20 protein-coding genes, 1 tRNA gene and 1 pseudogene are annotated in these 25,264 nt (G+C 64.5%); 9 read left to right on the top strand and 13 right to left on the bottom strand.

What is annotated here, in order from left to right; genetic code table 11:
* The 4 genes and pseudogenes from FVW27_RS20835 to thiE form a co-directional block, all read left to right on the top strand.
* A pseudogene (locus FVW27_RS20835) lies at nucleotides 1-131 on the top strand (thiazole synthase); the annotation flags it as partial.
* Between the two features lie 136 nt (nucleotides 132-267).
* Nucleotides 268-1,560, top strand: a complete 1,293-nt coding sequence (gene thiH / locus FVW27_RS04840; RefSeq protein WP_167123213.1) for a 2-iminoacetate synthase ThiH — start codon at nucleotides 268-270, stop codon at nucleotides 1,558-1,560.
* Nucleotides 1,561-1,696: 136 nt separating this feature from the next.
* Nucleotides 1,697-2,317 carry a sulfur carrier protein ThiS adenylyltransferase ThiF gene (gene thiF / locus FVW27_RS04835; protein WP_167123211.1) on the top strand — a complete coding sequence of 207 codons (621 nt, stop codon included), beginning with the start codon at nucleotides 1,697-1,699 and terminating at the stop codon, nucleotides 2,315-2,317.
* A 320-nt stretch (nucleotides 2,318-2,637) separates the two neighbouring features.
* Nucleotides 2,638-3,291, top strand: coding sequence for a thiamine phosphate synthase (gene thiE / locus FVW27_RS04830; RefSeq protein ID WP_167123209.1), 654 nt, complete (start codon nucleotides 2,638-2,640; stop codon nucleotides 3,289-3,291).
* Nucleotides 3,292-3,574: 283 nt separating this feature from the next.
* Here the strand turns inward: thiE and FVW27_RS04825 are convergent, their stop codons facing one another.
* The 3 genes from FVW27_RS04825 to FVW27_RS04815 form a co-directional block, all read right to left on the bottom strand.
* The gene (locus FVW27_RS04825) at nucleotides 3,575-4,567 is read right to left on the bottom strand and encodes an EF-hand domain-containing protein (RefSeq protein WP_167123207.1); all 993 of its coding nucleotides are present in this window, start codon (nucleotides 4,565-4,567) and stop codon (nucleotides 3,575-3,577) included.
* Between the two features lie 265 nt (nucleotides 4,568-4,832).
* Complete coding sequence (locus FVW27_RS04820; RefSeq protein WP_167123205.1) at nucleotides 4,833-6,017, bottom strand: EF-hand domain-containing protein; 1,185 nt, start codon at nucleotides 6,015-6,017, stop codon at nucleotides 4,833-4,835.
* A gap of 286 nt (nucleotides 6,018-6,303) precedes the next feature.
* The gene (locus FVW27_RS04815) at nucleotides 6,304-6,609 is read right to left on the bottom strand and encodes a helix-turn-helix domain-containing protein (protein WP_167123203.1); all 306 of its coding nucleotides are present in this window, start codon (nucleotides 6,607-6,609) and stop codon (nucleotides 6,304-6,306) included.
* A gap of 501 nt (nucleotides 6,610-7,110) precedes the next feature.
* Here FVW27_RS04815 and FVW27_RS04810 point away from each other — a divergent pair.
* Both FVW27_RS04810 and FVW27_RS04805 read left to right on the top strand, forming a co-directional pair.
* Entirely contained in the window at nucleotides 7,111-8,859 is a 1,749-nt protein-coding gene (locus FVW27_RS04810) for a HAMP domain-containing methyl-accepting chemotaxis protein (protein WP_167123201.1), read from the top strand.
* 28 nt (nucleotides 8,860-8,887) lie between these two features.
* Complete coding sequence (locus tag FVW27_RS04805; RefSeq protein ID WP_424991846.1) at nucleotides 8,888-9,403, top strand: chemotaxis protein CheW; 516 nt, start codon at nucleotides 8,888-8,890, stop codon at nucleotides 9,401-9,403.
* Between the two features lie 317 nt (nucleotides 9,404-9,720).
* Here the strand turns inward: FVW27_RS04805 and FVW27_RS04800 are convergent, their stop codons facing one another.
* On the bottom strand, nucleotides 9,721-12,930 hold the full coding sequence (locus FVW27_RS04800; RefSeq protein ID WP_167123199.1) for a DEAD/DEAH box helicase: 3,210 nt from the start codon (nucleotides 12,928-12,930) through the stop codon (nucleotides 9,721-9,723).
* Nucleotides 12,931-13,207: 277 nt separating this feature from the next.
* On the opposite strand from FVW27_RS04800, the gene FVW27_RS04795 reads away from it, so the two are divergent.
* The gene (locus FVW27_RS04795; RefSeq protein WP_167123197.1) at nucleotides 13,208-14,932 is read left to right on the top strand and encodes a peptide-binding protein; all 1,725 of its coding nucleotides are present in this window, start codon (nucleotides 13,208-13,210) and stop codon (nucleotides 14,930-14,932) included.
* 178 nt (nucleotides 14,933-15,110) lie between these two features.
* On the top strand, nucleotides 15,111-17,279 hold the full coding sequence (locus tag FVW27_RS04790; RefSeq protein ID WP_167123195.1) for a RelA/SpoT family protein: 2,169 nt from the start codon (nucleotides 15,111-15,113) through the stop codon (nucleotides 17,277-17,279).
* A gap of 252 nt (nucleotides 17,280-17,531) precedes the next feature.
* Here the strand turns inward: FVW27_RS04790 and FVW27_RS04785 are convergent, their stop codons facing one another.
* The 9 genes from FVW27_RS04785 to FVW27_RS04745 all read right to left on the bottom strand — a co-directional run bounded on the left by FVW27_RS04785 (nucleotide 17,532) and on the right by FVW27_RS04745 (nucleotide 24,360).
* Nucleotides 17,532-18,419 (bottom strand): flagellin N-terminal helical domain-containing protein, encoded by an 888-nt coding sequence (locus FVW27_RS04785; RefSeq protein WP_012611935.1) that lies wholly within the window; start codon nucleotides 18,417-18,419, stop codon nucleotides 17,532-17,534.
* A 498-nt stretch (nucleotides 18,420-18,917) separates the two neighbouring features.
* Entirely contained in the window at nucleotides 18,918-19,430 is a 513-nt protein-coding gene (locus FVW27_RS04780) for a hypothetical protein (RefSeq protein WP_243838215.1), read from the bottom strand.
* A 61-nt stretch (nucleotides 19,431-19,491) separates the two neighbouring features.
* Nucleotides 19,492-19,743 carry a hypothetical protein gene (locus FVW27_RS04775; RefSeq protein WP_167123193.1) on the bottom strand — a complete coding sequence of 84 codons (252 nt, stop codon included), beginning with the start codon at nucleotides 19,741-19,743 and terminating at the stop codon, nucleotides 19,492-19,494.
* A gap of 290 nt (nucleotides 19,744-20,033) precedes the next feature.
* Complete coding sequence (locus FVW27_RS04770; protein ID WP_208294636.1) at nucleotides 20,034-21,389, bottom strand: PQQ-dependent sugar dehydrogenase; 1,356 nt, start codon at nucleotides 21,387-21,389, stop codon at nucleotides 20,034-20,036.
* 252 nt (nucleotides 21,390-21,641) lie between these two features.
* Nucleotides 21,642-22,184: a GNAT family N-acetyltransferase gene (locus FVW27_RS04765; RefSeq protein ID WP_167123192.1), complete on the bottom strand. Its 543-nt coding sequence runs from the start codon at nucleotides 22,182-22,184 to the stop codon at nucleotides 21,642-21,644.
* A gap of 267 nt (nucleotides 22,185-22,451) precedes the next feature.
* Complete coding sequence (locus FVW27_RS04760) at nucleotides 22,452-23,225, bottom strand: C40 family peptidase (protein WP_167123191.1); 774 nt, start codon at nucleotides 23,223-23,225, stop codon at nucleotides 22,452-22,454.
* Nucleotides 23,226-23,465: 240 nt separating this feature from the next.
* A complete protein-coding gene (locus tag FVW27_RS04755) occupies nucleotides 23,466-23,813 on the bottom strand; it encodes a HigA family addiction module antitoxin (RefSeq protein ID WP_167123189.1) in 348 nt (115 codons plus the stop codon).
* A gap of 10 nt (nucleotides 23,814-23,823) precedes the next feature.
* Nucleotides 23,824-24,102: a type II toxin-antitoxin system RelE/ParE family toxin gene (locus tag FVW27_RS04750; RefSeq protein ID WP_167123187.1), complete on the bottom strand. Its 279-nt coding sequence runs from the start codon at nucleotides 24,100-24,102 to the stop codon at nucleotides 23,824-23,826.
* Nucleotides 24,103-24,282: 180 nt separating this feature from the next.
* A tRNA-Pro gene (locus FVW27_RS04745) sits at nucleotides 24,283-24,360 on the bottom strand.
* A 384-nt stretch (nucleotides 24,361-24,744) separates the two neighbouring features.
* Here FVW27_RS04745 and FVW27_RS04740 point away from each other — a divergent pair.
* A partial coding sequence (locus FVW27_RS04740) for a response regulator (RefSeq protein ID WP_341806087.1) occupies nucleotides 24,745-25,264 on the top strand: 520 nt, incomplete at its 3' end.

Below are 25,264 nucleotides of genomic sequence, written 5' to 3'. Positions count from 1 at the left end.
TGGCCCGCGCCTTTGGAGAGGCGGTACGCGCCGGGCGCGCGGCATACCTTTCGGGCGCGGGGCCGGTGGCCCAGGCGACTGCGGACGGGGCCAGCGCCTCGTCGCCGCTGACGGGTTTTCTGGGGGAATAGCGGCGCACTGGACGGGGGGCTGCATGCCGTGAATCCGCCGGGTGGCCGCCCCCTGCCTGCACGTTCCCCCATGGTTTTCCCGCGTTCGTCGCGTCTTTCCGAGTCTTCCCGCGTTTTTCCGCACAAGGAGCAGGACATGAGCATGTACGACGTGGTCCGTGAATGGACCCCCCGCGTGGCGGACGCCCCCCTGCGCGCCGTCATGGAATCGGCCTCGGCGGACGATGTGGCCCGCGTGCTGCGCAAGGAACGCCTTGCCCCGCACGACCTGCTGACCCTGCTTTCCCCGGCGGCGGCCACGCAACTGGAAGCCATGGCCCGCCGCGCCCGCGAACTGACCGTGCATCACTTTGGCCGCACCATCCAGTTGTTCACCCCGCTGTACCTTTCCAATCACTGCACCAACCAGTGCCGGTACTGCGGCTTCAACGCCCGCAATCACATTCCCCGCCAGCGGCTGACGGACGAGGAAATCCTGGCCGAGGGTCGGGCCATTGCCGCCACCGGGCTGCGCCACCTGTTGCTGCTTACCGGCGATGCGCGCCACGTTTCCGGGCCGGAATACATCGCCCATGCCGCGCGCCTTCTGGCTCCGCTGTTTCCTTCGCTGTCTGTGGAGGTCTATTCGCTGTCGGACGAGGAGTACGCGCTGCTGGTGGATGCGGGCATCGATGGCATGACCATGTTTCAGGAAACCTACAACGCTGCCCTGTACCCGGAACTGCACCCCGCAGGCCCCAAGCGTGACTACCATTTCCGCCTGGACGCGCCGGAACGCGCCGCCCGCGCGGGTATGCGCAGCGTGGGCCTTGGCGCCCTGCTGGGGCTGGACGACTGGCGGCGAGACGCCTTTTTCACCGCCCTGCATGGGGATTGGCTGCAACGCCACTATCCCTATGTGGATGTAAGCTTTTCAGTGCCGCGCCTGCGTCCCCATGCCGGGGCCTTCCAGCCCGCCCACACGGTATCCGACCGCGATCTGGTGCAGGTCATTCTGGCCTACCGCATCTTCATGCCCAGCGCGGGCATTACCGTTTCCACCCGCGAACGGGCGGACCTGCGCGACAACCTGATTCCCCTTGGAGTCACCCGCATGTCCGCCGGGGTGAGTACCGCCGTCGGAGGCCACGCCGTCCGTGGGCAAGACGGCCACGCCGTCCGTGGGCAAGACGGCCACACCGTCCGCAAGGATGCGGAAGGGCAGGGGGATGGGGACGGCGCCACCCCGCAGTTCGAGATTTCCGATCCGCGCAGCGCCGATGAAATGGCCGCCGCCATTGCCGCGCGCGGCTACCAGCCGGTGTACAAGGACTGGGAATCGGTGCTGGACGGCGGGTACGGGTGTGGGATAGCGTGCGCCGCGCGACGCCCCCCGTCCTGTGAGCTTGCCGGGAATTCCACCCCGGCGGTCCCCCGCGCCACGGCCTGATATTCCGAAACGGCAAGATTCCCCGGACCTGCAGGAATCTTTCACAACATTTCGGAACGGTTCGGAGCAGGCCCCTGCGCGCGGGACAGGCACGGCGGGAATCTGCCGTCGCAATCCCCCCCTTTCAGGAGCTTTCGTGAGCATTCTTTCCGACGGTCTCGCCCGGTATCTCGAACATGACCACCTTGAACGCATGGCCGTGGCCCGCGTGGGCATTGCGGGGGCAGGGGGCCTTGGCTCCAACTGCGCCGCCATGCTGGTGCGCAGCGGTCTGCGCCGTCTCGTGGTGGCCGACCGCGACGTGGTCGAACCCTCCAATCTCAATCGCCAGCAGTACCAGCCATTCCATCTCGGCAAGTCCAAGGTGGACGCGCTTGCCGAAAGCCTGCGCGTCATCGAGCCTCGCCTGGTGGTCACCGCCCGGCGCGTGGAACTGACCCCCACCAACGTGGCCGACGTGTTCGCCGGGTGCGACATTCTGGTGGAAGCCCTGGACGACCCGGAGGCCAAGCGCATGTTCGTGGAGGCCGCGCTGGAAATGGGCGCCTTCGTGGTGTCCGCCTCCGGCATGGGCGGCTGGGGTGGCCCGGCCATGCAGATGCGCCGCATGGGCGACCGCATGGTGCTGGTGGGCGACTTCACCAGCGAGGTGGGCCACGACCTGCCTCCGCTGGCCCCGCGCGTGACCATGGCGGCGGCCATGCAGGCGGATGCGGTGCTGCACCACATACTCGGCCCCTGCCCCGGTTTTGTGTAATCGGCGTCAGGGCGGGCATATGCTACGTCAAACAGGCTTTCCGCGCGGGTCACGTACCGAAGACGTACGCTCCCCTTGCGGAAAGCCTGTTTTCCTTGCCTTTACCCACCCTGACGCCGATTACAGGCGGGGTGCCGGTTCGCGGTGGGGCCATATGCAGCGTCAAGCCGACTTTCCCTGCCGCTGACCCCGCCGCGCGCGTTACGCAGGTTGTGCAGGGGCGGTAGGGCAGGTGTTTCTATGGACTTATAACTAGCTTTGATGACTTGGTATTCCGCGAAAGTCCGAGATCTCAGTTCTTCCCAAAAAAGGAGCATCCCATGCCGCGCATCCTTCCCGGCAGCACGCCGGAAGCCGACATCTACTGCCTGACCGATGACGGGCTGTCGCGGGGGCGGTCTGCCGTGGACGTGGTGGACGCCATGCTGCGCGGCGGCGCGCGCATCGTGCAGTACCGCGAAAAGGACAAGCACGCCGGTGAGATGCTGCGCGAGTGCATGGAGTTGCGCCGCATGACCCGCGAGGCCGGGGCCTGTTTCATGGTCAACGACCACGTGGACATCGCCATGCTGTGCGATGCCGACGGGGTGCACGTGGGGCAGGAGGACCTGCCCGTGCAGACGGTGCGGCAACTGGTGGGGCCGGGGCGCATCATCGGGCTTTCCACCCATTCGCCCGAGCAGGCCCGCGCCGCCGTGGCAAGCGGGGCGGACTACATCGGGGTGGGGCCCATCTTCGCCACAAAGACCAAGAAAGACGTCTGCGCGCCGGTGGGCTTCGAGTACCTGAATTGGGTGGTGGCCAATATCACGCTGCCGTTCGTGGCCATTGGCGGCATCAAGCTGCACAACATCGGGCAGGTGGCCGCGCACGGGGCGCGATGCTGCGCTCTGGTCTCGGAAATCGTGGGTGCGGACGATGTTGCCGCCCGCTTCGTGGAGGCCCGTGCGGCCATGGGTGCGGCGCGGGGGTAGTCTGTCCCGTCGCTCCGGCAGCCGCGCCGGGGGCAGCCCGTTTCCTTCGGCACCCTGCGCTCCGGCTGTTTGCGCGCCGTCTTGCCAAGGTCGTGCACCCTGCGCATTCTGGGCGTCCTGCCCAGCCTGCGGAGTGGCCCCCTCCGTTTTTTCCTTCTTTTCGCATTCGCAAGGCATGCAAAAACGCGGCGCTCCCGAAAGGGCAGCGCCGCGTTGTTCATTGCGTGCAGCAACGGTGCGATGGCTATGCCGGACAGGAAGCCCCCCGTCAGGCGACTTCCTCTTAGGCGATTTCCTCCAGCAGGCCGGAGACGCCAGCGGACGTGCTTGTCGCATCCGCAGAGGCGAACAGGCTGGCGAAATCGAAGCCGCCCGCGTTGCCGTACGCGTTCATGGCTCGGCGCAGTTCGGAGGTGGAAGAATCGGACCCGTTCCCGCCGCGCGCCAAGCGCAGCGCTTCGGCATAGCCGGGGATGGCGGCGGCCAGTTCTTCCGAGGAGACCATGCCGTCCTTGTTGGTGTCCAGTTCGTCGTATTCTTCTTCCTCGTCTTCGCCCGATGAGCCAGATGAACCCGACGAGCCAGACGCGCCGCTGACCGCCGAGCCGGAAGCCGCCGCAGCCAGACTGGAGTCGGATTCGGATGACGAGGCCACGCCGTTCTTGATGGCGGAGGACAATTCGTCACCGGTGATCACGCCGTCGCCGTCAAGGTCGTACTGGCTGAACGTGTCGTCATCCAGCCCGGATTCCTCCTGCGTCAGGTCGCCGCTCTGGTCGGAATCGGCAAGGCCCATGATCATGGACGTGAGCGAGGCGTAGGCCTGGGCTGCGGCATCGGTGGAGGCGGAGGCATCCACCGAAAGGGTGCCGTCTTCGCCAATGCTGGCCACGCCCGACTTCAGGGCGTCTTCAAGCTCGAAGCCGGTCACCGTGCCGTCGCCGTCCGTGTCCAGAGCATCGAACGATTCCTGTTCCAGCCCCGATTCCTTCAGCGAAAGCCCGCCGCTGACGTCCTTGTCCAACTGGCCCAGCAGCGATGCGGTCTGTGCGAAGGCAGTGCCTTCCTCGCCGTCCTGCATCATGGCGATGAGCTTGTCGCGGTTGCTGAACAACCCGCTGGCCTGCGTGGTGCCTTCACCGTCGTCGGATCCGCCGAACAGGCTGGTCAGCGACGATGTGGCGCTCTGGGTAATCTGCGACGTCTGGTCGCTGCCCCAGGACGCCAGCAGTTCCTGTAGCGTGGAACTGCTGGAGCTTATTCCCGATATGCTCATGAGTACCTCCTATCGTACCTCATGTGCGCAGCGCCGTGCTCGCCCGCAGCCCGAGGGCAGGAAAAGCATGCCGCACCATGCGGCATGGTGGCGGGAAAGCAAGAATTGCACCAACGGCAAGGCTTGCCGGGTGGTGCGAAAGGGGCAGGGGGGGGGCGCTGGGGGGCAGGCGGGCGTCTGTCCGTATGGCCCGCCGGGGCATGGCGTGGTGGGCCGTAACAAGCCCCCGGCAGGCGTGTGCGTGCATGAGGCAGGGAACCCGTCCCTAGGCTGCGTTCCCGGCTGCCCCCGTGACGTTCGGGGCCGCTTCGGTTGCTGCTGCGTCCGCCAGCACATCGGCGATGTCGCCCACGGCATCGGACGAGGCATCGGTGGAAGTACCTGCGTCACCCGATGCGGAACCACTGGTCGCGGCAACGGCGCCAGTGGTGTCGGTGGTGGTGCCCGTGCTGCCGGTGGGCGCGGTTTCGAACAGGGCGGTCATCAGGCCGCCCATGTTGCCCTCGTACCGTTCCACGGCTTCGCGCGCGGCCATGCCGTAGGCCTTGCGCCCGTAGTTGTTGCGCGCCACGGAACTCAGCGCGTGCAGGGCGCCCATGACGTCCAGCATCTGTTGCAGCGATCCGCCGAATTCATTGGTGGTGACGCTGCCGTCGCCGTCGGTGTCGAGCTGCGCAAAGCGGTTCTGGTCAAGGCCCGATTCCGACTGCGACAGGCTGCCGTTGTCGTCGATGTCCAGGCGCTCCACGATGCGCTGGGCAATGCGCGAGGCCATGGCCCCCACCGTGCCCGCCTGGGTGGACGCGGTGTCGGTGGCTGCTGCCCCGGAGGCGGTGGTTGCCGTGGTGTCCGTGCCGCTATCGGTCGTGTCGGCGTCCTGCGCGGCGGGGGCCGTCAGGCGCACGGCCAGCTTGCCGTCCAGGGTGGCGGCAATGGTGCCCGCCAGCGCGGCGGTGGAAAGCTCGCCCGAAGAGAGCAGTCCGTCGCCGTCGGTGTCCAGGCTGGTGAACACATCGCCCGCAAGGCCGGTTTCCGCGGCGGAGAGCGTGCCGTCACCGTCGGCGTCGCCCTTTTCGATGAGCAGCCCGGCCATGGCTGCCGCCTGTGCCGTCGTTGGTCCTGTTGTCGCGGTGGGCACGGGCGTCTCGTCCGTGCCGGTTTCGGTGCCGGTGCCGGACCGCATCAGGTCCATCAGTTCATCGCGCTTGCTGCGCAGCCCTGCGCGCAACTCGCGGCTGCTGACGGCGCCGTCGCCGTTCTTGTCCAAGGCGGCAAAGGCCGACTCGGACAGTTGTGATTCGGTGGCGGAAAGGCTGCCGTCGTCGTCGGCATCCAGTTCCTCCATCATGGCGCTGGCCAGGCGGGCTGTGGCCCTGCCCACCCCTCTGCCCCTGCCGTGCCACGGGTCCCACCCGCTGCTGGAGATTCCTCCGTGGTTTTCGATGCTCATGCGTCCTCCGTCTGCCCTCCCGGGTCTGCCGGGGCCTGGCCCCGGGTATCAAGCCGCAACACGAACGGCGGCGGAAGGTTTTGCCCGGTCTTCGGGCTGCGCAGGACGAGGCAAGTTTCGTTCCGTGAGCGTTATTTTCCGGCGGCTGGCAAAGGCGGCCCGGCGGGGCTGGTATGATCGGAAGCTCCTTGCCTGGGACGCCGAAAGGCAGGGTGCAAGAACCAGCGTGTCAAAGCGGTGGGCGGTTCGCCCCACGGAATGCGGACGCAGGCATGGGGACGCAGGGTCAGCGGTTGGCAGGTCCGCCATCCCCCGCCGTGGCACCGGGTGGATCGGGAATGTCGGCGGCGCGGGTGGGGAAGGCCCTGTCGATGAGCTTGCCCGGCGATATTCCCATGGCTTCGGCAATGGCAAGGATGTTCAACAGGCACAGATTGCGTTCGCCCCGTTCCACACCGCCGATGTAGGTGCGGTGCAGTTCCACTCTTTCGGCCAGCTGTTCCTGTGACCAGCCAAGCGCTTCGCGAACCTGGCGAATGGTGGTGCCTAGTGCGATAAGGTGCTGTTTTTCTAGAGCAGAGTATCCTGGCATGGCTTCCTCCGGCGGCTGTGGGAATCCATTCAGGTTCTGCGTTGACGACTATAAGTCTACAGACTATAAGTATCGCACGCCAATTTCGATCCCTAAGGCCATGTATGCAAAATGCTATTTCAGGAAGGATTGCGTCGCTATGATTTGTGTGCCTTGTCTGTAAACGCCAGTTTTTGTATTGCTAAGTCTCACCTGTGTTTGTAGTTGGTTATGTGTAGATTTTCTCTCATGTCAGAATGTATTTACATAAGTATTGTTATAGTAGTCTTGGCTTTATTTTTCATGTATTGATTTAGAGATATGGATATCAACCAAATGTATTCTTCATTTTTCAAATCTGTATTAAATTTTTCAAATAATAATCGGATGAATCGGCAAGGACTTTATGATCAAAATTGGTTTTGATTTTTTAAAAATATGTTAAAAATTTATTCATAAATTTATAAATTAAGCGTCAATGGCATTGAATAATTAGTGTAGAAGCTGTTTTGGAGCAAAATTATGACGTTGAAAGCGAAATTGATTTCAAGTTTTGCTGTGCTAATCGTTCTTCTCGCAAGTGTTGGTGGGTACTCATCTATTCAGTTGCGCGAGATATTGGGCGATGTCATGAATCTTACGCAGAACTGGATGCCGAGCATAAAAGCTGTTGGAGATATTCGTGGTAACATCAATGAAGTTAGGCGCCAACAGTTGCAGCACGTCATTGCGCGCGAAGAATCCGACATGGAGGAAATCGAGCGCAGCCTGAAGGCCATCAACGGTCGGCGAATGGCCAACAGTACGATCTACGAGAAGCTGATTACTTCTCCCGAGGAACGTGCGGCATTCCTGGAGTACAATTCGAATTTCGAGCAGTATCTGGCCGGATTGGACAAGCTGATTGTCCTTTCACGCCAGAACCGTACGGAAGAGGCCATGGCCCTGGACAAGAGGGAGCTCAAGCCTGCTTTTGACGCAGCAATTTCCGCCCTGCGCCGATGCGTGGAGATGAATGACAAGGGTTCCAAGGATTCCGGCGATGCAGCCGGTGACCGCGTGTCCACCACCCAGCAGGTCAACATCGCCCTGGTTGTTGTTGCCCTGCTGATCGGCGTGGGGGCCGCCGTGTTCCTGATCCGTTCCACCCTCAACCAGCTTGGGGAAGACCCCGGCTATTTGCAGGGTGTTTCCACAGAGATCGCCGCAGGCAACCTGAACGTGAATTTCCGTTCCGAGCGGCCCTTGTCCGGAGTGTACCAGGCCATGCAGGCCATGGTGGCCACCCTCAAGGGCAAGATTGCCGAGGCCGATGAAAAGACCGTGCTGGCCGAGGCCAAGGAGCGCGAGGCCGTGGCCGCCACAGCGGCGGCGGAAGAAGCCCGCAAGCAGGCGGAAAACGCCAAGCGCGAAGGCATGATCCAGGCCGCCCAGAAACTGGAAGGCGTGGTGGAGGTGGTGTCCTCCGCCTCCGAAGAGCTTTCCGCCCAGATCGAACAGTCCGACCGGGGCGCGGAAGAGCAGTCCAAGCGCGTGGCCGAAACCGCCACCTCCATGGAAGAAATGAACGCCTCTGTGCTGGAAGTTGCCCGCAACGCCGGCACCGCTGCCACCTCGTCCGAAAACGCCCGCAACAGGGCCGAAGCGGGGGCGGACATCGTGAACAACGTGGTGCGCGAAATCTCGCAGGTGCAGCAGCAGTCCATGGACCTGAAGCGCGACATGGAAGACCTGGGCCGCCAGGCCGAGGCCATTGGCCAGATCATGAACGTCATTTCCGACATCGCCGACCAGACCAACCTGCTGGCGCTGAATGCCGCCATCGAGGCGGCCCGCGCCGGTGACGCCGGGCGCGGCTTTGCCGTGGTAGCCGACGAGGTGCGCAAGCTGGCCGAAAAGACCATGCAGGCCACCAGCGAGGTGGGCAGCGCCATCCGGGGCATCCAGCAGGGCGCCCAGAAGAACATGGACAACGTGGACCGCTCGGTGCGCGCCATTGAGGAAACCACCCGCCTGGCCCAGGAATCGGGCGCATCGCTGAAGGAAATCGTGGCGCTGGTGGATTCGGCCACCGACCAGGTGCGCGGCATTGCCACGGCGTCGGAGCAGCAGTCCGCCGCCAGCGAAGAGATCAACCGCGCGGTGGAGCAGGTCAGCACCATCTCCGCCGAGACGGCGCAGGCCATGCGCGAGGCGGCCAAGGCGGTGTCCGAACTGTCCAACCAGGCCCAGGTGCTGCGCCGCCTGGTCGAAGAACTGAAGCAGGCGTAAGCGCGCCATGGAAGCCACTCACGAGACCATGGCGTCCGGTGCATCGGGCGTTTCGGGCATATCGGGCCAGTTCCGGTCGGGCGGGGGAGACGGCATGCTGCTGCAACTCGTCACCTTCACCCTGGGCGAAGAGGAATTCGGCGTGGATATCCTGCGGGTGCAGGAGATCATCCGCATGATGCCGGTCACCCGCGTGCCCGCCGCGCCCTTGTTCGTCGAAGGCATCATCAACCTGCGCGGCAAGGTCATTCCCGTCATTGACATGCGGGCGCGCTTCGGGCTGCGGGCCGGGGCGGCGGACGAAAAGACCCGCATCATGGTGGTGGAGATGGAAGGTCGCGTGGCCGGATTCATCGTGGATTCGGTATCGCAGGTGCTGCGCCTGCCCGCTTCCACGGTTGAGGCGCCGCCCGCCGTCATCGAGGGGGGCGGCGCCGACTTCATCCGCGGCGTGGGCAAGTTGGAAGGGCGCCTGTTGCTGCTGCTTGACCTGGACCTGTTGCTGGGCGAAAGCGAAAAGGCGGTACTGGACGGCATCCGATAGGCTGCGCTGCACCAGCGGACCGAGCCGCAGGAACACGACAAAGACTGCTCCGTGGGCGTGCCGCGTGTGACGGCGCGCAACGCGATCCCCCGCCGTGCCCGGACGCGCGGCAACGCCCACGCTGCATGGCGGCCCATCGCCACCCCGCCACCATCCCCGACATGGCGGGTCCCCCCAAGGGTGACGGGCCGTCCGCGAAGGCGGGGGGCATAGGACATGCCCTCCGCCTTCGTTCTTTCAGGGCGATGAAAAACGGCGCGCTTCCCGTGGGAGGCGCGCCGTTCCGTTGCCTAGGGTAGGGGTATCGCCCCGGCCCGCTACACGTCGAACAGCATCTCCAGATCTTCGCGGGTCAGCGACTTCCAGGCCTCCTGGCCGGGGATGATGGCCTCGGCCACGCCGCGCTTCATGTCCTGCAGCTTCAGTATCTTTTCTTCCACCGTGTTTTCGCAGATCAGCTTGTAGCTGAACACCTGGCGGGTCTGGCCGATGCGGTGCGTGCGGTCGGTGGCCTGGCTTTCCACGGCGGGGTTCCACCACGGGTCGTAGTGGATGACGTAGTCGGCGGAGGTCAGGTTCAGGCCAGTTCCGCCCGCCTTCAGCGAAATGAGGAAGATGGGAATCTCGGGCGTGTTGTTGAAGCGGTCCACCTGCTCGAAGCGGTCCTTGCTGGTGCCGTCCAGGTAGCAGAAGGGGATGGCGTTGATCTGCAGCCACGAGCGGATGATGTGCAGCATCTGCACGAACTGCGAGAACACCAGCACCTTGTGGCCTTCCTCCACGATGTCGGTGATCATGTCCTTGAAGGCGTCGAACTTGCCGGAGGGCAGGTTGGTGGTCAGCCCCGGCATGTCCAGTTTCAGCAGGCGCGGGTGGCAGCATATCTGGCGCAGCTTGAGCAGCGCGTCCAGAATGGACATCTGGCTCTTGGCGATGCCCTTCTCGTCCACGTCGGCCATCACCTGCTCCTTCAGCTTGCGGGCAAGGGCGGTGTACAGTTCCGCCTGCTCTTCGGCCAGGGCGCAGTAGTAGGTGTTCTCGATCTTGGGGGGCAGGTCTTTGGCCACCTCGGACTTGGTGCGCCGCAAAATGAACGGGCGCACGCGCGTGCGCAGGTAGTCCAGCGTTTCGCTGTCGCCGTCCTTGATGGGCTTGATGATGCCCCGCTGGAAGGCGTGCTGCGACCCCAGAAAGCCCGGCATCAGGAATTCGAACAGCGACCACAGCTCGAACAGGTTGTTCTCGATGGGCGTGCCCGACAGGCACAGCCGCATGCGGGCGTTGATGCGCCGCACGGAGCGGGCCGTGATGGTGTTGGGGTTCTTGATGTTCTGCGCTTCGTCCAGGATGATCGAGTTGAACTCGTGCTCCTGCAATTCTTCCAGGTCGCGCCGCAACAGGGCGTAGGTGGTGACCACCAGGTCCGATTCGTCGATGCGGCGGAACATGCCCTCGCGCCGGGTGCCGTAGATGATCAGGCGGCGCAGCTCGGGCACGAACTTCTGGGCTTCACGGTCCCAGTTGGGCAGCACCGAGGTGGGCACCACGATCAGGTTGGGCCCCTCGGCCCCGCGTTCCACCATGTGCTGGATGAACGACAGGGTCTGGATGGTCTTGCCGAGGCCCATTTCGTCGGCAAGGATGCCGCCGAAGCCGTATTCGCGCAGGAAGTTGAGGTACGACAGCCCCTGCTGCTGGTAGCCGCGCAACGAGGCAGTAAGCCCCCTGGGCGGATCGATGGGCCGTATCTCGCGGAAGTTGCGGATCTTGTCGCGCAGGCTGTTCCAGAACGGGTCGGTCTGGGCGTCGGGCAGGTCGTCCAGCAGACTGTCCAGCACCGGGGCCTCGAACTGCTGGAACTGCTTCTGCGGCGGCTTTTCCGGGTCCAGCCCAAGGGCCTGCAACTTGTGGGCGATGCGCTTCAGCCACGCTTCGGGCAGGCTGGTGTACGAGCCGTCCTTCAGCTGCACGTAGCGCTTGCCCTGGGCCCAGGCCTTCCAGATCTTGTCGATGGGCACCTTCTGGCCGTCGTATTCCACGGTGATGTCGAGCGAGAACCACTTGTCTTCCTCACTCGTTTCCACCTTGGCCGTGATGATGGGCTGCGACAGGCGCACCTTGTAGCGCGACAGGGCCTTTTCGCCGTACACGCGGTACAGCTCCACAAGCTTGGGATAGGCGTCGAGCAGGAAGTTGATGGCTTCTTCCGGCTCCAGGAACCACATGCGGTTACTGCGCGGCTGAAAACGCATTTCGGCCAGCAGCGCGGTAAGCGACGCCTCTTCTTCCTGGTGGCGGCGGATGAGGCAGGTGTGGCCGTCGATGGTGTAGCTGCCGGTCTGAAAGTCCGGGTTGGGGCCGGGCAGGTAGAATTCGCCGTGCACCGTCTCGTAGATGTTCTGGATTTCCAGGGTCAGCAGGCTGCCTTCCTCGTCCAGGAACAGCTTCGGGTTGTACGTGGCTGGCTGGAAGATGGGTTCCATGTGCTTCAGGAACTCTTCCTGCCCGTACAGGTCGCTGGTGGGCAGCTTGGTCCACACCCGGTCGAGGAATTCGGAAATGTCTTCCTGCGGGATGACCGGGGGCTGGCGCACAAGGTCCTGCACCAGTTGCGAGTTCAGGCTGGTGTGCACGGGGTAGAAGCCCTTGTTCCAGCACACCCACAGCGGCATCTGGCCGTGAAAGGTCACCTCGCTGCCGATGATGGAGAACGGCTGCTTGCCCTCGCGGTGCAGCATCACGTCGAACGACAGCCCGTCGTCGGTGAGTTGCGGCTTCAGCTTCAGGCGCATGGAGGTGCGCTCGATGCGGCAGGGCTGGTCCGTTTCGCCCCAGAACAGGTAGTATTCGTTGCGGATGGCCCACAGGAACCAGGTCAGCAGGCCGTCCGGCACCTCTATGCGGTGGCCGTAGTAGTCCACGATCTGGCCGATCTGCTGCGCCACCTGCGCCAGCTGGGGCGAGAGTTCGCACCAGTCGGGGTTGCGCAGGATCTGTTCCAGCGTGATTTCGTTGTGGACCGTGGACAGGCCCGACTTGTTCTGGCGGCCCCGGAACAGCGAAACCAGGAGGCGCCCCGGTTCGGGGTGAAAGCGGAAGATCAGGTAGTGCTGGCCCGCCTCCGGCTCTATGGCGGTGGAAAAGAAGGCACGGAAATTCTGCCGCCATTCGGTCTTGGGCCGGGCGGGTTCCTCGCCGCCGGGGCGCGTTTCCAGCGACGACAGCATCTTGAGGGCGGTGGCCCCCAAGTGCCTGCACACGCCGGAAAACGAGTCCGGGCAGTTGCAATGGTAGGCGGTGGTGCCTTCACCAAGGTTGATGGACAGCTTGGGCGAATATATCTGGAAGTCTTCCCCCTGGATGCTTCCTTCAACTTCCCAATAGCCGTCGGCCTTCTTCAGGCTCAATTTCTGGACGCCGCCTTCGGCGAGGATGTCCTGCGATCCGTCCAGGATGTATTCCGGGATGGAATCATGGACGAAGTCCTGCAGGAGCGAACGGACGGATTGCTCCTCGTTCAGTTCCATAAGTTCGTGTGCTCCTCTGGAGTCGCAACCGGAGGGGAGGCGCGCATGTCAGTGCGGGCGGGGCGCGCTTCGGATTTGACCCCCCGTACGAAGCGCAATTGACTAGTTTAGTCCAAAATTGCGCCATTATCAATAGCAAGGGCGTTTGCTCACGGCGCTGGACAATGATATCCAACGCGCTCGGGCGGAATCCGGCGCACCACGCGCGGAGATACGCCCATGCTATCGTGAAATCATACCCCATCCACGGGAATAGGCAATAGCCGGAGGCAATCGCATGAACCGCACCGCTCCATCCGCGCCGCACGCCGCACGCGCTGGCCTGTACCTTCTGGCGTTCCTGCTGTGTCTGCTGCTGGTCGCCTGCGGCGATTCCGCCCCCCAGGGCGGCAAGGACGGCGGCAAGAACGGCACCGCCGCCGGGGGCAACGCAACCGCAACCCAGGGAGGCCCGGTCGCCACGCCCGGTGAACCGGTTACCGGCGACAGGATCATCCTCGGCACCATCGGCGAGCCGTCCAACCTGCTGCCGTTCATCGCCTCCGACGCCTCGTCGCACGAGGTCAGCGATCAGATTTTCGTGGCCGCGCTGCGCTACGACAAGGACCTGAACATCGAGAAGTGGGCCGCCGCCTCGTACGAAGTGCTGGAAAACGGCACCCTGCTGCGCTTCACCCTGCGCGACGACATCCGCTGGGAGGACGGCAAGCCCCTGACCGCCGACGACGTGGAGTTCACCTACAAGCTGATGGTGGACCCCAAGACCCCCACCCCCTACGCAGAGGACTACCTGGCCATAAAGGAATTCCGCAAGACGGGGCCGCTGTCGTTCGAGGTGCGCTACGCCAAGCCCTTTGCCCGTTCGCTGATCACCTGGATGCACGGCATCATGCCGAAGCACCTGCTGGAAGGGCAGGACCTGATGAACACGCCCTTCTCGCGCAAGCCCGTGGGCGCCGGGCCATACCGGCTGAAGGAATGGGAGGCGGGCACCCGTCTGACCCTGGAGGCCAGTCCCAGCTATTTCCTGGGCCGCCCGTACATCGACGAGGTGGTCTACCGGGTCATCCCCGACCTTTCCACCATGTTCCTGGAACTGAAGGCCCAGCGCCTGGACATGATGAGTCTGAGCCCGCAACAGTATCTGCACCAGACCAATGGGTCCGAATGGGACATGGCCTGGCGCAAGTTCCAGTACCTGTCCTTTGGCTACAGCTATCTTGGCTACAACCTGGCGTTGCCCATGTTCAAGGATGTGAAGGTGCGCCAGGCGCTTACCTGCGCCATAGACCGCAAGGCGCTGGTGGCCGGGGTGCTGCTGGGGCAGGGCATGCCCACCGTGGGTCCGTACAAGCCGGGCACCTGGGTATACAATGACAAAATTGATGATTATCCGTATGATCCTGCCAAGGCCAGGGAACTGCTGGCCCAGGCAGGCTGGACCGACACCAACGGCGACGGCATCATCGACCGGGAGGGCGCACCCTTCGCGTTCACCATCCTGACCAACCAGGGCAACGACCAGCGCATCAAGGCCGCCACCATCATCCAGAGCCAGCTCAAGGCCGTGGGCATCGACGTGAAGATACGCACGGTGGAGTGGGCGGCCTTCATCAAGGAATTCGTGGACAAGGGGCGCTTCGACGCCGTGCTGCTGGGCTGGAACATCCTGCAAGACCCCGACCTGTACGACGTGTGGCATTCGTCCAAGGCGGTGCCCGGCGGGCTGAACTTCGTGGGGTACAAGAACCCCGAGGTGGACGACCTGCTGGAACGCGCCCGCTCCACCTTCGACCAGGCCGAGCGCAAGAAGCTGTACGACCGGTTCCAGGAAATCCTGCACCGTGATCAGCCGTACTGCTTCCTGTACACGCCGTATTCGCTGCCCATCGTCAGTTCGCGTTTCCAGGGGCTTGAACCCGCTCCGGCGGGGCTGACCCACAACTTCACCCGCTGGTGGACGCCGAAGGAACAGCAGCGGTATCGCATGCAGCAGCAATAGCTTGATTCCGGAGCCTTTTCCGGAAACAGCCCCTCAAGAAGTATATTCAACTTCCTCCACCGCACCCGGCCCCGCCGCCGGGTGCGCGCGATTTCACGGCAGTGACCGGCGGGACCACACAGCCAACTCCGGCCCCGGCGCTATCCTGCCGTGGCCGACGCACACGGGCCAGAACCGCATGATCCGCATCCAGGACGTTCTCGACAAGGTGGCGTCGGTCAACAAGAACGCCGACCTTGCCCTCATACAAAAAGCCTATGTGTACGCGGCCGCCGCGCACGCCGGGCAGACGCGCCTATCGGGCGAGCCGTACCTGTCGCATCCTCTGGCCGTGGCCTACACCCTGGCCGAAATGCGCTTCGACGAGGCGGCCATCGCCGCCGGGCTGCTGCACGACACGGTGGAAGACACCACCGTGAGCATAGAGGACATCGACACCCTGTTCGGCGAAGAAGTGGCCGACGTGGTGGATGGCGTCACCAAGATCAGCCAGATGACCTTCGAGAGCAAGGAAGAGGCCCAGGCCGAGAACATCCGCAAGATGATCCTGGCCATGGCGCACGACATCCGGGTGCTCATCGTCAAGCTGGCAGACCGCCTGCACAACATGCGCACCCTGGGCTTCCAGAAGTCGCACAAGCAGAAGCTGATCGCCCAGGAAACCATGGACATCTACGCCCCGCTGGCCAACCGGCTGGGGTTGCACCGCATCAAGCTGGAACTCGAGGACCTGAGCTTCCGCTACCTGAAGCCCGACGTCTACGCCCAGATCGACGAATGGCTGGACACCAACCAGGTGGTGGAAAGCCATTACATCGAGCGGGTCATCACCCGCATCCGCGAGATACTGGAGAAGAACGAGATCAAGGGCGAGGTGCGCGGGCGCATCAAGCACAAGTACAGCATCTACAAGAAGATGGTGCAGCAGGACCTGACGCTGGACGACATGCACGACATCATCGCCTTCCGGGTGATCGTGGATGACCTGCGCGACTGCTACGCCGTGCTTGGCCTGATGCACGCCCAGTGGAAGCCGGTGCACGGGCGGTTCAAGGACTACATTTCCATGCCCAAGGCCAACGGGTACCGCAGCCTGCACACCACGGTCATCGGGCCGGAAGGCGAGCGCATGGAAATCCAGATCCGCACGGAGGAAATGCACCGCCTGGCGGAACACGGCGTGGCCTCGCACTGGCTGTACAAGGAAGGCGGCCGGGTGAACCCGCGCGACCTCGAGCAGTTCACCTGGCTGCACGAGATTCTGGACCGCCAGAAGATGGAGACCGACTCCAAGGAGTTCATGCAGTCGCTGCGCCTCGACCTGTTCAAGGACGAGGTGTACGTGTTCACCCCGCGCGGCGACGTGAAGGAACTGCCCGAAGGGGCAACCCCCATAGATTTCGCCTATCTGATCCATACCGAGGTGGGCAACCACTGTGCCGGGGCCAAGGTCAACGGCAAGCTGGTGCCGCTGGGCACCGCCCTGAAAAGCGGCGACACCATAGAGGTCATCACCGACAACAGCCGCCGCCCCAGCCGCGACTGGCTGAAGTTCGTCAAGACGGCCAAGGCCCGCAGCCGCATCCAGCACTACATCCGCACCGAGGAGCGCGAACGGTCCATCGCGCTGGGGCGCGAGATGCTGGAAAAGGAAGGGCGGCGCATGGGCATCAACATCGCCAAGGCCCTGCGCGACGGAGACCTGCTGCCCGTGATCAAGGAGCTTTCGCTGGGCAGCGTGGAGGACCTGCTGTCCAACGTGGGCTACGCCCGCTACACCCCCAAGAAGGTGCTGAAGCGCCTGCTGCCCAAGGACGAGGAGGCCGCGGCGGAAGAAGCCGCCAAGGCGGCCGAGGCCAGCGCCGCCAGCGCCGCCACGCGAGAGGCCAACCGCAGGGCGGACAGCGTGAGCATCAAGGGGGTGGACGACATCCTGGTGCGCTTCGCCCGTTGCTGCAACCCGCTGCCGGGCGACCCCATCATCGGCTTCATCAGCCGGGGGCGCGGGGTGACGGTGCATACGTCCGACTGTGCCAACGTGCAGACCATGGAGCCGGAACGGCTCATCTCGGTGTTCTGGGACGGGCAGGAGGACAAGCCCTACCCGGCGCGCATCCACCTGGTGTGCCGCAACGAAAAGGGCGTGCTGGCCCAGATCACCGCGCTGCTGGCCGAAGAGAACGTCAACATCGACTCCGGCAACATGCGCTCCATGGTGGACGGCAAGTCGGAAGTGGACTTCACCGTGGAGGTGCGCGACGTGGCGCACCTGTACCGGGCGCTGGACAAGCTGCGCAAGCTGCCCTCGGTGGTGGAGGTGCTGCGCTCCACCTCGACCATGGAGTAGGGGGAATAAGGGGAGTAGGGGAACAGGGGGAATGCGTACAGAGCGGTGCAGACGGGCTTGTGGCTCCACCAGCCCTGTGTATCGGTGAATTGCACATCGTGCGCGACAAAAGAGGGGCCTCCTTGCGGAGGCCCCTTTTGCTGGCGCTTGTGAGTGGAGAGGCTGGCCGTTTCCCTTGGGTGTATGCCCGCGGCCCCGGCGTGGTTGGAAGTCTTGTCGGGATTGACGGTGTCCTTGTCTTTCCCCTGCGTGCTACGTGCCGAGCAGGTTCAACGCGAGACGGGGCAGCGAGTTGGCCTGCGAAAGCATGGCCACGGCCGATTGGGACAGAATCTGCTGGCGCACAAATTCGGTCATTTCCATCGACACGTCCACGTCCGAGATGCGCGATTCGGCGGCCTGAAGGTTTTCGGCCTGGATCTGCAGGTTGCTGATGGTGTTTTCCAGACGGTTCTGGAGGGCGCCGAGCGAGGCGCGAATCTTGTCCTTGGAGATGATGGCGTTGGTCAGGCCTTCCAGGGCCGCCTGCGCCGCAGACTGGGTGGAAATGGACTTGCCCTTGCCGTCGGCGGCCTGGGCGCCCACACCAAGGGCGGACGCTGTCGCGTTGCCGATCTTGATGTAGTAGTAGTCTTCCGCGCAGTCGTTGGCCGAGCCGAAATGCACCTTGAGCTTGCCGGTGGCTTCGATGCCCGAACCGTCGTGGGCGCCCGAAAGGTGCCCGTTCAGCAGGTGCACGCCGTTGAAGTCGGTGGAATTGGCGATTCGGGTGATTTCCGAGGCCATGGCCTGGTATTCCGAATCGATGATCAGGCGCTGGTCCGAGGTGTAGGTGCCGGTGGCAGCCTGTTCGGCCAGTTCCTTCATGCGGATCAGCTTTTCGTCGATGACGCCCAGGGCGCCGTCGGCGGTCTGGATCAGCGAGATGGCGTCGTTGGCGTTGCGCGCGCCCTGGTTGAGCGACGCGATGTCGGCACGCATCAATTCGCGGATGGCGAGACCGGCGGCGTCGTCGGCAGCGGTGCCCACGCGCAGGCCGGATGAAAGCCGACGCACCGAAGTGGCGAGCTTGCCGTACGACAGGCTCAGGTTGTTGGTGGCGTTCATCGCCATCAAGTTGTGATTGATAACCAGTGACATGACCATTCCTCCTTGAATGTGTCGTCACGACTTCCCTTGCCAAACTGGGGGACGCGGCCTTGCGCCTGTGGCGCTGAAATCACCTCCGGGTGGCCGTAGATTCTCCCCTCCCCACTCGCCGGTCGTATCGGCGCCTATAAAAAACGCTTTAGGGCTGAGCGGGCATTTTTTTCATTTTTTCTTGTCTGTTTTTGTATACTGCTTGAATTGCACATGTTGTTTTTTGCGTTATTTTCTGCATGCGCCGGAGCGGGGAAGGGTGCGGCAGGCGCATGCCAGGTGCACCTGGCGGGGCACGCCGCGCCCATCCGTGCGAACGTTGTGCCGGTTCTGGAACAACTGTTCAATGACGCACCTTGGACGCAAAAAGGCCCGCGCGGCAGGTGCCGAACGGGCCGGATGCGGGCCGGGCCGGATGCGGGCCGGGATGGATGCGGGCCGGGATGGATGCGGGCCGGGATGGATGCGGAGATGTGCCCGGGGGTGGGCCGCGCGAGGCTATTTCAGGAATTCGGCCAGGGCTCCATTGCGTTCCTTGAGCAGGCGCAAGGTCTGTTCCTGTTGGCGCAGGCGGCGCACGGCCCGCAGCGAAAGCCACGCGCCCAGCACCAGCAGGACCAAGTTCAGCACGCCCACCGGCAGCAGGAAATGCAGTACGTCTTCGGTGTCGTAGTAGCGCGAGGTGGCGATGAGAAAGGTGGTCAGCGACATGGGCAAGGCCACGATGGCGATGCCCGTGCGCAATGCGGCCAGCGAGGTGCGTTTTTCCGCCAGGACCAGTTGTGCCTCGTTGATGATGATGGGGGCGGGGGGCGGCGGGCAGGTCGGCTCGTTGTGGTCAGCGGGCGGTGCCGGGGCCACGGCCTGAAAGTCCATTGGGGCTGGCTGGGAGGAGGACGCGGATTGGCCCGTTGGGGCGGTGGGCGACGACACGGCGTGTTCGTCGTTGCGACCGGATTGGCCGGGGCGGGCCGATCGGGTTGATTGGGCTGATTGGGCTGGTTGGGTCATGGTACGTCCGGCGGGTGCAGGCGTGGCGTGTGAAAGGGTGCTGGTCCGGTGGGTGGCAAGGTCAGGAACGGGAGGTCTTGCTCACGCTCACGTCGTACTGGCCGCGCGAGCGCACGACACAGCCCGGTGCGAGCACGATGGCCAGTGCCAGCGCGCAGACCAGCACCAACCGGATCCGGCGCGCCAGCCCGCCGGGTGCCCCGGCCCCGTGGCACAATCCGCAGGACGATGCCGTGATGGTGCCGGACGCGGCTCCAGGCACGGGACCGTGCGTGTATCCAGACGTGCGGGCAAAAGCGGGCAGGGTTGCCATGAAAGACCTCTGGCCGTTGCGGTGATGTTTGCGACCTTTGAATAGTAGCGCGGGCGGAAAAAATGGCAACCCCACGCGCTGCCCGGTCGTGTCGGCCCCCACGGGTCCCCCCCTTGGCTCCCCCCGGTCTCCCTGACGTCCTCCCGCATCACCCTTGCAGGTCCCTCCTGCCGACCCCGTGCCGGCTTCCATGAAGTATCGCAGCCTTCCGGTACTCGGGGGTACGCAACTGGCCGGGGCTGGCCCGCAGGTTCCGGCGGTCCGGTCGGCGGGGAGGGCCTTCGGCGCTCCTAACGACCGGCGTAGCGGATGCGGTAGATGGCCCCGGCATAGTCGTCGGCCACCAGCAGCGAGCCGTCCGGCAGCATCAGCAGGGCTGCGGGCCTTCCCCAGGGGCCTCCTTCGCGCAGCCAGCCTTCGGCAAAGGGTTCGTAGGATACGGCGCGCCCCCCTTCCAGACGCACCAGCGTCACCCGATAGCCGATGCGCGCGGAACGGTTCCACGAGCCGTGCTCCGCAATGAACACCTGGCCGCGATACTCGGCGGGGAACTGCCGTCCGGTGTAGAATGCCATCCCCAGCGAAGCCACGTGCGGCCCCAGGTTGCGGGCCGGAGGCGTGGCGGCGGCGCAGGTGCCAAGGTCTCCGTATTCCGGATCGGCAATGGTGCCGCCGTGGCAGTACGGAAAGCCGAAGTCCAGCCCTGCCACGGGAGCGTGGTTCAGTTCGTCGGGGGGTAGATCGTCACCCAGCCAGTCGCGACCATTGTCGGTGAACCACAGTTCGCGGGTTTCCGGGTGCCAGTCGAACCCCACGGTGTTGCGCACCCCCCGCGCGAACACTTCTTCGCCGGTGCCGTCGGGCCGCATGCGCAGGATGACGCCGTGGCGCGGGCCGGTGCGGCAGATGTTGCAGGGCGCGCCCACGGGCACATACAGCAGGCCGTCCGGCCCGAAGCCCAGCACCTTGGCACCGTGGTGCGTTTCCGACGGCAGGTCGGCGCGCACGACGGTCGGTGACTGCGGCGGGGAGGTCCGGTCGGATGCCGGTGCGGCAAGCCCGGATGGCGCGGCGCCGGTCCCCGCGTGCGCCCATTCTTCCACCCGATCGTAGCGCAGCAGGCGCGACACGGCGGACACGTACAGCGCCCCCTTGTGAAAGGCCACCCCGGCGGGCAGCGTCAGCCCTTCCGCAAGGCGCACCACCCGCAGGGGGCGCAGCGTGTCGTCCAGTGGAAGGGCGTGCACCAGACCCGCACGCATGGACCCCACGAACAGGGTGCGCGTGCCAAGGGCCATCTGCCGGGCGTTGGGCACCCGGGCGTACAGTTCCACCGTGAAACCCGGCGGCAGGCGCAGTTCGCCCAGCGGCAGATCGTCCGGCACGGCCAGCGCGGCAGGGGCCGGGGGCGCCACGGAAAGGGCCACCGTGGCACGCGAAGGGGCAAGGGGGGCATCCGGCTGGGGCGGAACGGAAACAGCGGTGGCGTGAACCGGCAATGCCAGCAGGGCCAGCCACAGTAGCGCGACCACCCGGAAGGGGAAGGCGGGCATTGCGGCGCTGCATCGGGCCGGTTGGTTGACGGCGGCGCGCGGCGCCGATGGGCTGTCGGGCTGGATGCATGATGGGATGGGCACGGTGCGCATGTGGCCTCCCTGCTGTCTCGCTACAGCCTCGCTGCGAGATGAAAGGTGCGGTGCGTGGACGTGATCGGCGGGAAATCCGGCGACAAAGCGCAAAAAAGGAGCGGCCCGGCGCGGGAAACCGGTCGATTGCACCACTGTTGCAGGGCCACGTGGAAATGGCAAGCGGGGCCGCGCCGCGCGGTAATGGAACGCGTGGTGATGGGACGGCGCGTGGCGTGCCCGCGTTGCAGCGGCAGGGCGGCTCGACGTGCGTCAGCGTTGCAGCGGCAGGGGGCGCCACCAGAAGTCGGTGCCCGGCAGGGCCACATAGCCGATGCGCTGATAGAACTTGGTCAGACTGACCAGCGAGCGCCTGGGGTCCACCCCGATGCACTGCGGGCCGATCAGGGCCAGGTCTTCCGGGCGCAGCCAGTCCAGGCAGAACTGCAAGGGGCACGGGCGCAGCAGCGAGGCGCCGCAGTCGGCATGCAGCCACGAGCGTTCCAGCATCTGGCGGGCCAGACCGTAGCCCCGGTAGGCGGGGGCCACCAGCAGCACGTCCACGTAAGAGATGGGCGCGTCGTGGGTGGCGGCCATGGCGAAGCGTACGGCGTCCACGGCCTCGCGCAGGTCGTCGTGGTTCAGCCCGGCCAGTGCGGCCACGCCTTCCAGGTTGTGGTATTCAAGGACAAAGCCTCGCAGCCGGCCCACCACGCGCCCGTTGTGCAGGGCGTCGATGGTGTAGGGGTGGATTTCCGGATCGGCAACGGGTTCTACGGTCAGGTGGGTTACGCAGCTTGCGTGTGTCGGGTGCATGGGGAGGGTGGTTTTGGTTGCGGGCGGCGGATGCCGCGCGGTTTCGGCGTATCAGAGCGCGGCCCGGCCCGCAACAGCAGGATGACGGCAGGACGGTGGCGGATGCGCGCGGGCGCGACACGGGCGCGAACCGGGAGCGAATCGGCGGGAAAGCATCGGGGTGGTGGAGGTGGGGCGACAGCGCGGGGGGCAGGTGATGCTGCCGCACCAAAACGAACGCGCCGGGCAGGCCCGGCGCGTAGGGATGCGATGTGAACGGCGGCGCGGCTAGAACACGCGCTTGGCCCCGGCCCACTGGTTGCACCATGGCTTGGCGTCCAGCTTCGAGATGACGACGCCGTCGGACGAACTGCTGTGGATGAACTTGCCATCCTCCAGATAGATGCCCACGTGGTGGATGCGACGCTTCTTGTTGCGCTTGAAAAACACCAGATCGCCGGTTTGCAGCTGCTCGCGGCGGATGGTGCGCCCTTCCAGAAACTGCGACTGCGAAGTGCGCGGCAGGTCGACGCCCACGTTCTCGTACACCCAGCCGGTAAAGCCGGAGCAGTCGAACCCGGTTTCGCCCGAACCGCCCCGGCGATAGCGGGTGCCCAGCTTGGACATGGCCACGTTGACCAACTGCATGCGGGCGTCGATGGCGCTCATGTCGTCGTCGGCTTCTTCGGCCTTGGGATGGTGTTCGCCGGTTTCATCCATGGCGGCCAGGGCTTCGTCCAGTTCGGCAATGTCGCTGAGAACGCCGTCGGCCATGGTGTCGTCGCCGTCTTCCTCATCCTCGGAAAACCGGGAATCGGAGCCGTCGGAATGGGCGGATGCCTCGTAACGGGAGGCGATTTCGCAGGATGCCCCGGCCCCCTCGTTGGAGGTGGGGGATTCTGCCGTTGCGGCGGGTTGGTGCGCGCCGCTGTTGGTGTGACCGGCCTGGGCAGGCTGGCGGACACAGGCGGGTCCGGCCAGGGTCAGGGCGAGCAGTAGCGGCAAAAGGCGGGCGCAGGCGCTGAAGAGCGGCGACAGTCCGTGTTTTGTCGTCATGTGCATGGCGGCTTCGGGGTGTTGGCGGTGTTGGTGGCTGGGGAGGCGAATGCGCCGGGTGTGGCGCCGTGCCCTGCGTTGCGGGCCTGCGGCCATCCGGCGTGCTGTAGAACAGGATCGGATCAGGTACAAATGTGCGGCTGCGTAACACGTGTGTCTCATGCCGACGTTTCCTTGGTGCCAAGAAAACGACGTTTTGGCAACCCGCTCGTGACGGGGGGCGCAAGATGTCTGCCTGAGTGCGAGTTATTTCTTGAAAAGAAAGTGCGTTGGGCGTGCTTGCGCTGCTCGGCACGCCAGGGGCGCGCCCGCGGAAGGGTGGGGGCGTATGTGCAGCAGATCGTTGCCCTTGTCGCGTTCCACTATGGACAGGTCGTACGCCGCCTGAAGGTTCATCCAGAACGCGGCACTGGTGCCGAAGAAGCGCGAGAGCCGTGCCGCCGTGTCGGCGGTGACGCCACGTCTCTGGTGGACGATATCCGAGATGCGCGTGGCGGGTACGCCAAGGGCAACGGCAAGGGCATGTGGCGTGACGCCCAGAGGGGGCAGAAATTCTTCGCGCAGGATTTCGCCGGGGTGGGTACGGGTGCGCATGGCGGCTTCCTTAAAGGCAATCCACGATTTCGACAGCGTGGGCTGTTCCGTCTCGCCAGACGAAGCAGATGCGCCATTGGTCGTTGATCCGTATGCTGTGCTGCCCTTGCCGGTCGCCTTTGAGTGCCTCGAGGGGGTTGGCGGGCGGTATGCGCAGGTCGTCAAGGCAGGCGGCGGCGTCGAGCATGCCGAGCTTGCGCAGGGCGACGCTGGCGAAAGCGGTGAATCTGCGGGTTGGTGCCCCTTCAAAGAGAGCCTGTGTTTCCTTGCACTTGAATGGCGAGATCATTATCCGCTCAGCGTTTACCGCTTAACGGTAAGCTGGGCTGTGTGGCCCGGCCTGTCAATCCTGAGTACTCGCGCGCGTACAAGTGCCAAGCGGGTTGCGCCGCCGTGTCAAACGTCGCGCGCATACAGCGCCACAACGAAAAAGGGCTTGTGGCGGTAACCACAAGCCCTTCGACCATTCTGGTCGGGATGAGAGGATTCGAACCTCCGGCCTCAGCGTCCCGAACGCTGCGCTCTAGCCAAGCTGAGCCACATCCCGTCGAGGAAGAGGTGTTTAGCGCGGGTGGATGGGAATGGCAAGCGTTTTTATGGGCGGTTGTCAAAAAGAGTGCGTTCACCTATTGTACATACGGCCAAGTTTGCTGGCGGTTTCGTGGCCCAGAGGCGCGTTGCTCGGGCGTATCGCCCCGAACGTGTCATCACGGAGCGTTTCATTCCGGAGCGCATCGACAGGGTCGCATCGCCCCCGTCGCGTAACCGCCTAACCGCGTAGCCGCGCAGTCCCGGCGCACGCCGGGCATCGCCTGCCAGCCTGGCCCATGGTACGGAGAGCCATTGCACATCGCACGCGAGTTCCGGGGCCGGAACATTCGTTCCGGTAGAGGGAGGAACCCGACCCCCGGACGTTCTTTAGGAGACTCGAGTGATCACGGTTGTCGTTGTCGATGATTCCGCCTTCATGCGCAAGGCGCTTTCCAGCATGCTCGAAAAAGATCCCGAAATCAGCGTGGTGGCCGTTGGCCGCGACGGTGAGGAAGGGCTTGAACTGGTGCGCAAGCACAACCCCGACGTGGTGACCCTGGACATCGAAATGCCGCGCATGGACGGGTTGACCGCGTTGCGCCGCATCATGATGGAGATGCCCCGCCCGGTGCTGATGGTCAGTTCGCTGACCACAGAAGGGGCGGAGTCCACCCTCAAGGCCCTGGAACTGGGCGCCGTGGACTTCATTCCCAAGCAGCTGTCCAAGGTTTCGCTGGATATCGTACGCATAGAGGATGAACTGCGCGAAAAGGTGAAGGAAATTTCGCGCCGCAAGTTTCTGCGCACCCCCCGCTCTCTGCGCGCCCCCCGCCCCGTGGGCGACGGGGGCGCTTTCACGTCTTCGTCCACGGGTGGGGCGGGTTCCGCAGGGGCTGCGGGCGCTGGCGGCGACGGCCCGC

The sequence above is a fragment of the Nitratidesulfovibrio liaohensis genome, assembly GCF_011682075.1.
Classification (GTDB): Bacteria; Desulfobacterota; Desulfovibrionia; order Desulfovibrionales; family Desulfovibrionaceae; genus Cupidesulfovibrio; species Cupidesulfovibrio liaohensis.
This window is presented reverse-complemented; position numbering and strand designations above follow the sequence as displayed.

Excerpts from the sequence above, each read along its gene's own strand:
- thiH (WP_167123213.1), top strand. The coding sequence starts at position 268 with ATGAGCATGTACGACGTGGTCCGTGAATGGACCCCCCGCGTGGCGGAC.
- thiE (WP_167123209.1), top strand. The coding sequence starts at position 2,638 with ATGCCGCGCATCCTTCCCGGCAGCACGCCGGAAGCCGACATCTACTGC.
- FVW27_RS04825 (WP_167123207.1), bottom strand. The coding sequence starts at position 4,567 with ATGAGCATATCGGGAATAAGCTCCAGCAGTTCCACGCTACAGGAACTG.
- FVW27_RS04820 (WP_167123205.1), bottom strand. The coding sequence starts at position 6,017 with ATGAGCATCGAAAACCACGGAGGAATCTCCAGCAGCGGGTGGGACCCG.
- FVW27_RS04815 (WP_167123203.1), bottom strand. The coding sequence starts at position 6,609 with ATGCCAGGATACTCTGCTCTAGAAAAACAGCACCTTATCGCACTAGGC.
- FVW27_RS04810 (WP_167123201.1), top strand. The coding sequence starts at position 7,111 with ATGACGTTGAAAGCGAAATTGATTTCAAGTTTTGCTGTGCTAATCGTT.
- FVW27_RS04805 (WP_424991846.1), top strand. The coding sequence starts at position 8,888 with ATGGCGTCCGGTGCATCGGGCGTTTCGGGCATATCGGGCCAGTTCCGG.
- FVW27_RS04800 (WP_167123199.1), bottom strand. The coding sequence starts at position 12,930 with ATGGAACTGAACGAGGAGCAATCCGTCCGTTCGCTCCTGCAGGACTTC.
- FVW27_RS04795 (WP_167123197.1), top strand. The coding sequence starts at position 13,208 with ATGAACCGCACCGCTCCATCCGCGCCGCACGCCGCACGCGCTGGCCTG.
- FVW27_RS04790 (WP_167123195.1), top strand. The coding sequence starts at position 15,111 with ATGATCCGCATCCAGGACGTTCTCGACAAGGTGGCGTCGGTCAACAAG.
- FVW27_RS04785 (WP_012611935.1), bottom strand. The coding sequence starts at position 18,419 with ATGTCACTGGTTATCAATCACAACTTGATGGCGATGAACGCCACCAAC.
- FVW27_RS04780 (WP_243838215.1), bottom strand. The coding sequence starts at position 19,430 with ATGACCCAACCAGCCCAATCAGCCCAATCAACCCGATCGGCCCGCCCC.
- FVW27_RS04775 (WP_167123193.1), bottom strand. The coding sequence starts at position 19,743 with ATGGCAACCCTGCCCGCTTTTGCCCGCACGTCTGGATACACGCACGGT.
- FVW27_RS04770 (WP_208294636.1), bottom strand. The coding sequence starts at position 21,389 with ATGCGCACCGTGCCCATCCCATCATGCATCCAGCCCGACAGCCCATCG.
- FVW27_RS04765 (WP_167123192.1), bottom strand. The coding sequence starts at position 22,184 with ATGCACCCGACACACGCAAGCTGCGTAACCCACCTGACCGTAGAACCC.
- FVW27_RS04760 (WP_167123191.1), bottom strand. The coding sequence starts at position 23,225 with ATGCACATGACGACAAAACACGGACTGTCGCCGCTCTTCAGCGCCTGC.
- FVW27_RS04755 (WP_167123189.1), bottom strand. The coding sequence starts at position 23,813 with ATGCGCACCCGTACCCACCCCGGCGAAATCCTGCGCGAAGAATTTCTG.
- FVW27_RS04750 (WP_167123187.1), bottom strand. The coding sequence starts at position 24,102 with ATGATCTCGCCATTCAAGTGCAAGGAAACACAGGCTCTCTTTGAAGGG.